The organism is Thalassospira sp. MCCC 1A01148, from assembly GCF_001613795.1.
GTDB lineage: Bacteria > Pseudomonadota > Alphaproteobacteria > Rhodospirillales > Thalassospiraceae > Thalassospira.
This window is the reverse complement of sequence record NZ_LPVZ01000020.1, coordinates 755100-767331: the sequence shown is the minus strand read 5'-3', so window position 1 is coordinate 767331 and position 12232 is coordinate 755100. Positions and strand designations below refer to the sequence as shown.

At 55.2% G+C, this 12232-nt stretch carries 8 protein-coding genes; 4 read left to right on the top strand and 4 right to left on the bottom strand.

What is annotated here, in order from left to right:
• Positions 1-39: 39 nt before the first annotated feature.
• Together AUQ43_RS13075 and AUQ43_RS13065 are read left to right on the top strand one after the other, a co-directional pair.
• Entirely contained in the window at positions 40-1218 is a 1179-nt protein-coding gene (locus AUQ43_RS13075) for an adenosylhomocysteinase (protein WP_062956686.1), read from the top strand.
• Between the two features lie 232 nt (positions 1219-1450).
• Entirely contained in the window at positions 1451-2788 is a 1338-nt protein-coding gene (locus tag AUQ43_RS13065; RefSeq protein ID WP_062956684.1) for a ferric reductase-like transmembrane domain-containing protein, read from the top strand.
• Between the two features lie 84 nt (positions 2789-2872).
• Here the strand turns inward: AUQ43_RS13065 and AUQ43_RS13060 are convergent, their stop codons facing one another.
• The 3 genes from AUQ43_RS13060 to ccrA form a co-directional block, all read right to left on the bottom strand.
• Positions 2873-4963 (bottom strand): methyl-accepting chemotaxis protein, encoded by a 2091-nt coding sequence (locus AUQ43_RS13060; protein WP_062956683.1) that lies wholly within the window; start codon positions 4961-4963, stop codon positions 2873-2875.
• Between the two features lie 235 nt (positions 4964-5198).
• Positions 5199-6866 carry an acyl-CoA dehydrogenase family protein gene (locus tag AUQ43_RS13055; protein ID WP_062956682.1) on the bottom strand — a complete coding sequence of 556 codons (1668 nt, stop codon included), beginning with the start codon at positions 6864-6866 and terminating at the stop codon, positions 5199-5201.
• Between the two features lie 186 nt (positions 6867-7052).
• On the bottom strand, positions 7053-8333 hold the full coding sequence (gene ccrA / locus AUQ43_RS13050) for a crotonyl-CoA carboxylase/reductase (RefSeq protein WP_062957296.1): 1281 nt from the start codon (positions 8331-8333) through the stop codon (positions 7053-7055).
• A 290-nt stretch (positions 8334-8623) separates the two neighbouring features.
• Between ccrA and AUQ43_RS13045 the strand changes: the two genes are divergently transcribed.
• Positions 8624-10681 (top strand): protein meaA, encoded by a 2058-nt coding sequence (locus AUQ43_RS13045; protein ID WP_062956681.1) that lies wholly within the window; start codon positions 8624-8626, stop codon positions 10679-10681.
• 16 nt (positions 10682-10697) lie between these two features.
• Here the strand turns inward: AUQ43_RS13045 and AUQ43_RS13040 are convergent, their stop codons facing one another.
• Entirely contained in the window at positions 10698-11318 is a 621-nt protein-coding gene (locus AUQ43_RS13040; protein ID WP_062956680.1) for a TetR/AcrR family transcriptional regulator, read from the bottom strand.
• Between the two features lie 104 nt (positions 11319-11422).
• Here AUQ43_RS13040 and AUQ43_RS13035 point away from each other — a divergent pair, with 104 nt between their 5' ends.
• Positions 11423-12163 carry a 3-oxoacyl-ACP reductase family protein gene (locus tag AUQ43_RS13035; protein WP_062956679.1) on the top strand — a complete coding sequence of 247 codons (741 nt, stop codon included), beginning with the start codon at positions 11423-11425 and terminating at the stop codon, positions 12161-12163.
• Positions 12164-12232 lie beyond the last annotated feature (69 nt).

Sequence of the window (12232 nt, the reverse complement as noted above, 5' to 3'; positions counted from 1 at the left end):
GGGCAGATTTTGTCCCACGAAGTTAAGAGACCAACCGCCATGACGACCTTCAAGACCAGCCGCATCAAGGACGCTAGCCTTGCCCAGCAGATCACTGACGAGACCCTTGCCTGGCGCGAGGTGATTTGTCCGGTGACGGCGAAATACGGAAACTATGTTGCCAAGCGCGACCTGCGCGATAAGACCATCGTCAGTTTCCAGCATGTTCTTGAAGATACCATTCCCACCTTGCTGCCCTTTGTAAAGGCCGGTGCAAAGGTCAAGGTCGGCGCTTGTAACCCGGATAGCACCGATGATGTCGCGGCCGCCTACCTTGCCGCCAACGGGGTCGAGGTCCATGCCTTTTCCGGAATGACACCCGAAGAATACGCCAAAAGCATCGATATCCTGTCGTCTGAGCCCGCCGATATCGTCGCGGATATGGGTGGCGAGCTGATCGAGGCATTTGTTAACAAGGGCCACAAGGTTTCAGGCGCGCTTGAAGCCACCACGACCGGTGTCCATCGTGTTGAAAAACTTGAGTATTCCTTCCCGGTGTTTAACTGGAACGACATTGCGATCAAGGACCGTCTGCATAATCGCCACCATGTCGCGCAGGAAATGTGGCCGGTCTTTTCGAATGTGACGGGGCTGGCGCTTTATGGCCGGTCGGTTCTGGTGATCGGGTTTGGCCCGGTCGGGCGCGGTGTAGCGGAACGTGCGCGTAATCTTGGGGCGGTGGTCTCTGTCGCCGAACGCGATCCGGTCCGCGCCCTTGAGGCGCAGCATCATGGTTGCCGCGTAGTGAGCCTTGAAGAGGGCCTCAAGGAATGCGCGATCATTGTCACCGCCACCGGCCTTTCTGGCATTCTTGGTGAAGCGCAGATCAAGCAATGCCGTCGCGGTGCGATCTTGGTCAATGTCGGGCATTCGAATACCGAGATTGATGTCAAATGGCTTGATACCCAGCCGCGTACCAAAATGCGCCGCTATATCGAACGGTTCGAGCTTGATAACAGCCGTGAGGTCTATCTTCTCAATCGCGGAAGCTTGCTTAACCTGGCGCCCGGCATGGGCGGATCGGGCAAGGATCTGTTTGATCCGTTCTCGGCCATTCTGATCCGCGGTATCGACTGGTTGGCATCTGGTGGTGCGACATCTTTCAAGCCGGGCTTTTATGCATATCCCCAGGATGTCGAACGCGAAATCGCCGAAGCGATCCTGCAGTCCCATAGTTAAGGGTCAGACGACCCGTTAAGGTTCTTTCGGGGATTTGGACCCGATGAACGTCGTTTTATCAAACATCAGGGCAGCTGCAGGGTCTTGCAGCTGCCCTGATACGTTTTGATACAGTTTTGCGGGCTTCCCGACATAATTCCACGAAGTGTTTTTGTTTAAATCAAAGCGTCGGATGGCGCGTGTTGGTATCGTTACTTCACGGGCCTTTATTGGATTGTCAGGAACCAGCCCCATGAAGAACATCACGCGCCTATATTTTGGAACGCTTCTTGGCCTGTCCGCCCTGTGGTTGGCGGTTAATCCCGATGTTTTTGCCGATCATGACTTTATCGGTTTTCGGAACCTGATGGTTCAGTATACGGGGTTTCTGGCTGTCGGCATGATGAGCCTCATCCTGTTTTTGTCGATCCGTCCGGTTTGGCTGACGCGTCGTCTGGGCGGTCTGGACAAGGCGTACCGTCTGCATAAGTGGCTTGGCATTACCGTTCTGGCGGTGGCGATCCTGCATTGGGCATGGCGGATGGCACCGAAATGGGCGGTGGCGCTTGATCTGCTTGCGCCGCGTCGGCGTGGGCCACGGCCGGACGGGGCGGGCATGCATTGGGCGCAGTCGCTGTTTCTGGAACATCGCCATCTGGCTGAAACAGTAGGTGAGTGGGCTTTCTATATCGCCGTTGTCCTGATCCTTGTCGCCCTGATCAAGCGCATCCCGTATCGCTGGTTTGCGAAGACCCACACGGTTCTGGCGGTGATTTATCTTGTTCTGGTGTATCACAGCATCGTCTTGCTTGATTTCGCCAACTGGGCAACGCCGGTTGGTTGGGCGTTGGTCGCCATGCTGCTGGTTGGCACGGTATCGGCGATCATTGTTCTTTTCGGGCAAATCGGTGCCGGGCGTCGATCCAAGGGCGAGGTGGTTGAAATTGACTATCTTCCCGAGATGCAATCGCTTCAGATCGCGATTAAATCCGATGGTGACTGGAAAGGTCATCTTGCCGGGCAGTTTGCCTTTGCCCGCTTTGGCAACAGCAAAGAACCGCATCCGTTCACCATTGCATCTGCCTGGCATGACGGGGTACCCGGGCTGACCATCATCGCCAAGAAACTGGGCGATTATACCAGCACGCTTCAGGAAACATTGAAGCCGGGGGACCCGGTGGAGCTGGAAGGCCCGTACGGGACTTTCACGCTTGATCGTGACCAAAGCCATCAAATCTGGATTTCCGGCGGTATTGGGCTGACGCCATTCGTTGCCTGGCTTGAGGATCTGGTGGCCAATCCGACACTGCGCGAGATCGATTTTTATCAGGTGGCGCCACATTGCGATGACAAGCTGATGGCGCGGATCAAGGATCTGTCAAAGCATGCTGGCGTGCGGTTGCATGAATGGCGTGATGGGCGCGATGGTTTTTTGACAGGTGAACGACTGCGAAGCGATGTTGCGCATTGGCAAAAGGCCGGTGTGTGGTTCTGTGGGCCAAGCGGCTTAGGACAGGCGATCAAGGACGATCTGGTGGCGGCAGGATTACCAAGCCGGGCCTTCCATCAGGAGCTGTTTGATTTCAGATAGGCGTTAAAGGCATGAAAAAGCGGGCGGTTCGTGATTGAACTGCCCGCTTTTTTGCTTGCTCGTTATCCAGATGGTGTGCAGGGGCTAGGACTTGTAACCGATCCGCAGGTTCCCCCACTGTTTCCCATTGACCATGATCGGCACGTCGCATTCCTTCATGAAGACGACGCTATCGCCCATGTCACGGAAATAGGTCTGCAGCAGATGGGGTTTGGTATTGCGCCCGGCCATCAGACCGGCACGGTCATCAAAGATACGCCGGTTGCGGCAATTGCCCATGTTCCAGGCGGGTTCACCCGGTCTTTGTGGCTGGCTATAGACCTTGTTGTGGGTCGGCAGATAGCCGTTGGTGTCCACCCCGGCGGCAAAGACGATATGTTCGTCTTTATTAAGCATCGCTTCCTGCAGCGGTGTGAAATTACGGTCGGTAAATGGAATATAGGGCGTCATGAACTGCTTGGGATCGGTGTCGGGGATCGGTTCATAACGGGTGTTGAACAGATCATCTTCACTGAATTCCTGATTGCGCAGGCCGCTTTCAAGAATCCTGCCCAGATCAGCCGCCAGTTCGGTGCCAAGACCGGCGATCTTTTCGTCATGTTCGCTGGTTTTCTTGAGCAGTCCGAGGATGACCTGCGTTGCCGCGTCGTCAACTTCGGTAAACTGGATGTGGGTACCAAGTGTAGAGTAGGCCTTGACGATGCCCTTAAGGCGTGTGCCGTCTTCCATGGTGATGGAAATCACCTTGTTGCGATCTTTCTCGCTGGCATCGATACGGGCAAGAAGACCAGCAAGCGACATGTCCGCAGTGACACCTTTGCGAACATCGCCATTGCCGAAATCAACATTGATGTCGACCGCAATGGGGACGCGTTCCTCGTGACGTCGGTTTGTGCTGTCTGCACTGCGCAGGACCATGCGGAAGCGCGTTTCCATCTCGTTGATGTCGTTGCGAATATTTGACGACAGAATGCGCAGGTTTTCAGCCGTCTCGCTGGCGTTATGCGATTTGTGGCTGGCCAGTTCGATGTCACCGGAAATGCCCTGCATATGGGTGGAGACTTCCTGTGCGCTTGTCGAAATTTCGGCAATGGCAGCGGTTTGTTGTTCAACAGAGGCCGAAATATCGCTTGAAAGCTGGCTGACTTCGTCAATAGCCCCGCCGATGCCCTCAATTGCCGTCACCGCCTCTGATGTGGCGCCCTGAATGGCGGTAATCTGGGCGTTGATATCAAGGATGGCTTTTTCGGTCTGAGTGGCGAGGTTTTTCACCTCGTTCGCGACAACAGCAAATCCCTTGCCGGCATCACCCGCCCTTGCGGCTTCAATCGTTGCGTTCAGCGCGAGCATCTTTGTCTGATCGGAAATGCGTTTGACGATATCAACGACCTTGCCGATCTCGGTGGCGGTTTCCGACAGGCTGCCCATCGTGTTCGACGTTTCCTGCGCCCGGGTTACGGCCTGACCGGCGATGTCATTGGTTTTGTGAATACGTTCGGCAATTTCGTGGCTGGATGCCTGCAATTCCTCTGTGGCGGATGCCACAGTGGCGACATTGCTGCTGGCGATTTCCGTTGTAGCGGTGATGCGTTCGACCAGTTGTGACAATTCGCTGGCGTCAGCTTCCATTGCCTGTGCCACATCATTGGTGCGCCCGGCCTGAAAACCGACTTCCGAAATGATGTTGTCCGTTTCACGTTCGATGATCTCAGACATCGACTGGATTTCGGAGGCGGATCGATGTTCGGAAAGCACATTCTGGCGTGCGGAAATCAGGCTTCCCATATCCGACATCAAAAGGCATCGTGCCGCGTCCGCAATCGATGCGCCGCCTTTGGAACGTGCCGCCAGTGTTGCGCAATTCGTCGCGACCTTGTGATAGGCCAGGACAAGCTGATCTGTGCTCAGTCCGGTGACGGCATTGGCCAGAACGTGATCGTTAAGGCAGTCATTAAACGCGGCGGGGCTGCTTGCATTAATCATTGCCGAGAAGCGGGCGGCGACACCTGCAACGTGGCTTTTCGGGTCACTTGGCGCGGCACTGTTTTGCCCGGAGCCCAGCAGTTCCGAAACCAGATTTTCTGCAAGCTGTTCGCCGTGTTGCGCGAAAAGGTCTTTTGCATCCCCAATACGCGCGTAGATTGTATTTTCCGGCATTGCAGAAGTGTGATTCATTTACGTTTCACTCCCTAATTCCATGCGTGCGGTTTAGCCCGCTTTTCACAGATTTTCCGCGATCTGTATGTGCTTTCGGAGAGTGTAGCACCTTAGGTAAGTCTAGAAGATATCATACTTTAGGTTGATGTGGAAAAAAGGCCCGCCACGGATGGCGGGCCGAGTTCGCCCTCGTTGTTCACAGGGGCCACGGTTCAAATGTCAATTTCATCAGTAATTCAGAATGTTATCAGGTTCAGCGGCCCAGAATGCCACGGGTTACGACCTGTGCCTGAATCTCTGCAGCGCCTTCAAAAATGTTGAGGATTCGGGCATCACACAGCACGCGGCTGATCTGATATTCAAGCGCATAGCCGTTGCCGCCATGAATTTGCAGGGCATTATCGGCATTTGACCACGCGACACGCGCGCCCAGAAGTTTGGCCATGCCCGCCTCGATATCGCAGCGAATATCCTGATCTTTTTCAAAGGCAGAGAAGTAGGTGAGCTGACGTGCAATCATGGTTTCGACAACCATCCATGCAACTTTTCCGTACACCCGCGGGAAGGCATAAAGCGGTTTGGAAAACTGAATGCGATCCTTGGCATAGCGCATGCCGATTTCAAGCGCGTTCTGGGCAACGCCAACCGCGCGGGCGGCCGTTTGAATACGTGCCGACTCAAAGGTCGCCATCAGTTGTTTGAAGCCCTGGCCTTCTTCGCCGCCCAAAAGGTTTTCCGTGGGGACTTCGAACCCGTCAAAGGAAAGCTCGTATTCCTTCATGCCGCGATAGCCAAGCACCTCGATCTCGCCGCCTGACATGCCATCTGCCGGAAACGGGTTGTCATCCGTGCCACGTGGCTTTTCGGCCAAAAGCATCGAAAGACCGCGATAACCGGCTTCATCCGGGTTGGTGCGGGTCAGAAGAGTCATCAGGTCTGACCGCGCGGCATGAGTGATCCAGGTCTTGTTGCCGGTGACCTTATAGGTATTGCCATCCTTCACTGCGCGCGTACGCAGGTGTGCCAGATCCGATCCATTATTGGGCTCGGTAAAGACCGCTGTCGGCAGAATTTCACCCGATGCCAGTTTTGGCAGGTAATGTTCCTTTTGCGCCTCCGTGCCGCCAAGGCGGATCAGTTCAGCGGCAATTTCGGAACGTGTTCCAAGTGACCCGACACCGATATAGCCCCGTGAAAGTTCTTCGGTCACGACACACATGGCGGTCTTGCCCATGCCAAGGCCGCCGAATTCTTCTGGGATCGTCAGACCAAAGACGCCGAGTTCCGACATTTCAGTCACGATCTCAATCGGGATCAGTTCATCGCGTTCATGCCAGCCATGGGCATGCGGAGAGACCTTTTCCTCGACAAAGCGGCGGAACTGATCGCGGACCATATCAAGGGTTTCGTCTTCAAGGCCGGTTTCGCCAAACCGACCGGTATCAAGGCTGTCTTCGATCTCGGTCGCAATCGCACGGCGTGCGGCATCCGAATTGCCGTATTGGGCAAGGGTTGCCACCGACGGGTTTGCCGCAAGCGATGCAATGAGGTTGTCTGCGACGCCAAGGGTCGACAGACGGATGATCTCGCCTTGTGACATGGGAATGCCGCCAATGATCTGGGCGAGATATTCACCAAACGCCGATTGCAGGATGAGGTGTTCGAGCGTGCCGAACTTGTCCTGATCCTTAAGCCTGCTTGCCCATGCCTTCATCTGACCAAGGGCTGTGACATAGGTGGTGAACCAGGCAAAGCCATGTGCGGCAAACTGATGATCGTCAAAGGCATCCGCATTGATCCGGCCATCGACCGTTACAGCCGTGCGCAGCGCATATTCGGCGGCGTCATAAACGGGGCTGAGTGCAGAAAGCGCGTCGTCGCACAAACGTTCGAGGTCAGGCAAAAGGGCGTTATCAGTCATTTTTCGGGTCCTCGGATCGGGTCCTTGGTTCGGCAATCCTGTGGGGCGATTGCACGGATCAGTTATGATTTGAGAGGGTGGTGGCACCCCGGCGCAAATCGGGCGAGAACGCGCGCAGGGTGCCAGCAATCAGTCAAAGGCCGGGTGATGGACGACTTGGGAGAATAATCCGCCACCCAAGTGGGATTAACCTTCGACTGCTTCTTCAAGGGTACGCATGCCGGGGCGTTTGGCCTGAACCAGAACGGCCATGTTGCCGGGCTTGTGTTCGTTGCGCATCATCTTCATGTGGGCGCGCGGAATGTCTTCCCACGAAAACACTTCGGACATGCTTGGATCAATGCGGCGTTCAATCATCAGGGTATTGGCCTGTGCCGCCTGTTTCAGGTTGGCAAAGTGGCTGCCCTGAATACGTTTCTGGCGCATCCAGACGAAACGCGCATCAAACGTCAGGTTAAAGCCGGTGGTACCAGCACAGAACACGACCATGCCACCACGCTTTACGACATTACATGATACCGGGAAGGTCTGTTCGCCGGGGTGCTCAAAGACGATATCAACATCGTTGCCTTTGCCGGTGATATCCCAGATCGCCTTGCCGAATTTGCGGACTTCTTTCATGTAGTCGCCAAATTCCGGACCGTTAACGGTGGGAAGCTGACCCCAGCAATTGAAATCCTTGCGGTTGATCACGGCCTTGGCACCAAGTCCCAGCACAAAATCGCGCTTGCTTTCGTCGGATATGACGCCAATCGCGTTGGCCCCGGCGGTGGTGATCAGCTGGATCGCCATGGAGCCAAGACCACCGGAAGCCCCCCAGACCAGAACATTGTGGCCCGGACGCAGGATATGCGGGCGATGGCCAAACAGCATGCGATAGGCGGTGGCAAGTGTCAGCGTGTAACACGCACTTTCTTCCCAGGTCAGATGTTTGGGGCGCGGCATCAACTGTTGTGCCTGTACGCAGGTAAATTGTGCGAACGACCCATCCGGGGTTTCGTAACCCCAGATTCGCTGCGTCGGGGACAGCATCGGATCACCACCATTACATTCTTCGTCGTCGCCATCATCCTGGTTGCAGTGAATGACAACTTCGTCACCGACTTTCCAGCGGGTGACTTTCGACCCAACCGCCCAGACGATGCCCGATGCATCCGATCCGGCAATGTGGAACGGGCAGTCGTGCGAGTTAAAGACCGAGATCGGCTTGCCGAGCGATGCCCAGATCCCGTTATAGTTCACGCCAGCTGCCATCACGAGAACAAGCACCTCGTGACTGTCAGGCTGGGTGACTGGCAGCACTTCGCACTGCATCGCGGTGTCGGGTTCACCGTGGCGTTCTTCGCGAATCGCCCACGCATACATGTTTTTCGGCACATGGCCCAACGGCGGAATTTCGCCGATTTCATAGAGATCTTTCTCTTCCTGACCGCCACGGAAAGGCAGCACTTCAGCAGTGGTATTCATGGCCTTCACTCCTTGTTCGGGGTCGATCCGGTATGCAGGGTAACAAAATTACCTATGCTGCGTTGCGGTCGACGAATCCTCCAAGCCACGGAATTTGTTTTATTTCCCTGGTCATCTCCCGGTTTTCTGCGGGTTTCTCGCAGTTGAAACCAAGGAGATATGTGTTTTCGCTTTTATCGCGTTGCACAAATTGTTATATAATTACCAATCTAATGTCTAGTGGATAATTTAATAACGTTTAGGCGTAATTATCGTAAATAAACACGGTAATAAAAATACAAGAGGTCGCGATGTCGATGGAAAACAAGCGCAATGCAGCAAAGTCTGAACGCGATCGCCCGTGGCTGATCCGGACCTATGCCGGGCACAGCTCAGCCCAGGCGTCGAATGCGCTGTATCGTCAAAATCTGGCAAAGGGGCAGACCGGCCTTTCTGTGGCCTTCGATCTGCCAACCCAGACCGGGTATGATTCGGATCATGTGCTTGCGCGCGGCGAGGTCGGCAAGGTCGGCGTGCCGGTGTCGCATCTCGGCGACATGATGACATTGTTTGACGGCATTCCGCTTGATCAGATGAACACGTCCATGACGATCAATGCGCCGGCGGCGTGGCTTTTGTCACTTTATATTGCGGTGGCCGAAAAGCAGGGCACGGCGCGTGCAAGCCTGCAAGGCACAACCCAGAACGACATCATCAAGGAATATCTGTCGCGCGGGACCTATATCTTTCCGCCTGCGCCCAGCCTTAAGCTGATTACAGATGTGTCAGCCTTTACCTATCGGGAGGTTCCCAAATGGAACCCGATGAATGTGTGTTCCTACCATCTGCAGGAAGCCGGGGCGACGGCCGAACAGGAATTGGCCTATGCGCTGGCAACGGCAATTGCGGTTCTTGATGCGGTGCGCGATTCGGGACAGGTACCCGAAGAAGATTTCGCCAAAGTGGTCGGGCGCATTTCGTTCTTTGTGAATGCCGGGATTCGCTTTGTTACCGAGATCTGCAAGATGCGGGCATTCTGCGAGCTTTGGGATGAAATCACCCGCGATCGTTACGGCATCGAAGATGCGAAATACCGCCGGTTCCGCTATGGCGTGCAGGTCAACTCGTTGGGCCTGACCGAACAGCAGCCCGAAAACAACGTCTATCGTATTCTGATCGAGATGCTGGCGGTGGTTTTGTCAAAAAATGCGCGGGCCCGTGCGGTGCAGTTGCCCGCCTGGAACGAGGCGCTTGGTCTGCCGCGCCCGTGGGATCAGCAATGGTCGCTGCGTCTGCAACAGATCATGGCCTATGAAACTGATCTTCTGGAATATGAAGACCTGTTTGACGGCAACCCGGCGATTGAACGCAAGGTCGGCGCGCTTAAGGAAGGCGCGCGCGCAGAGCTTGCAAAGATTGATGAGATGGGCGGGGCGATTGCCGCGGTGGATCGCGGCTATATGAAACAGGAACTGGTGCGCTCCAACGCGCTGCGTCTGGCCGATATTGAAAGCGGGCTGACAAAGGTGATCGGTGTAAATGCCTTTACCGAAACCGAACCATCGCCGCTGACATCGGGTGAAAAATCGATCCTTACCGTTGATGATATGGCCGAACAGGAACAGATCGAAAAGCTGAAAGCCTGGCGTTCCGACCGCGATCAGAAAGCAGTCGATAGCGCATTGGCAGATTTGAAGTCTGCGGCAAGTGAAGAGCGCAATATCATGGAGTGTTCGATCGCCTGCGCCCATGCAGGTGTGACCACCGGTGAGTGGTCGGAAACATTGCGTGACGTGTTTGGTGAATATCGTGCCCCAACCGGAATCACGTCGATGATCGTGACCGGGGATGCGGAAAACCTTCAGGATTTGCGCAAGCGCGTGGATCAGGTTTCCGACAAGCTAGGTGAACGCATGAAGATGCTGGTGGGCAAACCGGGACTGGATGGCCATTCCAACGGGGCAGAGCAGATTGCCGTGAAGGCCGGGGATGCCGGGATTGAAGTGCTGTATGAGGGCATCCGCTGGACGCCAGAGGAACTTGTGCGCAACGCCATCGAAGATGGTGCGCATGTGATCGGGCTTTCGATCCTGTCTGGCTCGCACGTGCCGCTGGTGCGTGAAGTGGTCAATGGCCTGCGTGCCAAAGGGGCCGGTCACATCCCGGTCGTCGTTGGCGGGATCATCCCGGAATCTGACATGCTGGTATTACGTCAGATGGGCGTTTCGGCGGTCTATACGCCAAAGGACTATCAGCTGGCCAAGGTGATTTCCGAGATTGTTGATCTTGTTGATCGTACGTCATCAACGTACCCGGTTGGCGGGGGCATCCATCCAGATGGCGCGGGCGACGAAACGTCTATCTATTGATGATTGAAGTCTCGGCCTAGCTCGAAGACATGGATGTCTTGATCAGGGTTGGCCATGTGGCCATGGCCGCCTCGGCAACAGCGGTCAGGGCGGCGCGGTTCATGCCGTCCCGCGCCTGAATCGACATGCCGTGCTGAACGGTGGCGTAATAGTTTGCCATGACGTTGATATTTGCACCGCGCGGGATATGGCCGCGATGCAAGCCTTCTTCATACAGGTGTTTCAGGGTTTCGACATTTTTCTGGCGGTGTGTGCACAATGTTTGTGTGACGTTTGACTGTGATGATTCTGTTTGTGGTGCGGCCAGGACAATCAGGCATCCTTTTGGTGTGGTTTCATCACAAAACGTATTCACTGTCGCAATCAGGATGTGGCGCGTTGCATCGCGCGGGTGTTTGAACCGTTCAAGATCGCCCCAAATCGCCCCGCCATACACTTCGCTATAACGTTCGACAACTTCTTCGAACAGCGCTTCCTTGCTGCCAAAGGCGGCATAGATGCTTGGCGGGCGCAGCTCCATGGCATTGCTTAGATCAGACATGGACGTGTTTTCGTATCCCCGTTCCCAAAACAGGGCCAGTGCCTTGTCCAGTGCGTCGATCCGGTCAAATTGTCTGGGTCTTCCACGTGCTGCCATGATGTGCCTGCGTTTTTATGTAATGATCACTAAATAAATTAGTTGACGGAGAAATTCAAGCCTGTCACGAATTATGTAGTGATCATTACATAAAGGATTTTCCAATGCAGAACCTTTCGGGAAAGGTCGCCTTCGTAACAGGCGGGAGCCGTGGCATCGGTGCCGCAATCGCCAAGCGCCTTGCGGCAGAAGGCGCGCAGGTAGCCATTACCTATGCCAACGCGGCGCAAAAAGCCGACGAGGTCGTAACCGGGATTGAAGCAAATGGCGGGCGGGCCATCGCCCTTCAGGCGGATAATCAGGATGAAGCGGCGATTTCAGCGGCCATTGATGAAGCTGCCCGTGTTTTTGGCAGGCTTGATATCCTCGTCAATAATGCCGGTGTGTTTGATGTTGCGCCGATTGCCGATCTGTCGCTGGATCGATTTGACCGGACAATGGACGTCAATGTGCGTGGGGTGTTTGTGGCTGTTAAGGCAGCCCTTTTGCACATGTCTGATGACGGACGCATTATCACGGTCGGTAGCAACTTGGCCAAACATGTGCCCTGGCCAGGTTTCAGCCTGTATTCCATGTCAAAGTCAGCCTTGATCGGATTGACCCGTGGTCTGGCGCGGGATTTGGGAGCGCGGTCAATCACTGCGAACATTATTCACCCGGGGCCAACCAATACGGATATGAATCCTGCAGATGGCCAGATGTCAGACGCGCAGCGGGGGTTGATGGCAATACCGCGCTATAGCCAGCCCGACGATACGGCCGGGCTTGTTGCGTGGCTTGCAGGGCCGGAAGCCCGTGTGGTGACCGGTGCGGAATTCACGGTTGATAGCGGTGTAAACGCCTGACCTTGTGCCGGACTACCGACAAAAGCAAAACGCCACGGGCTTTGATCCGTGGCGTTTTTCATGATCTGG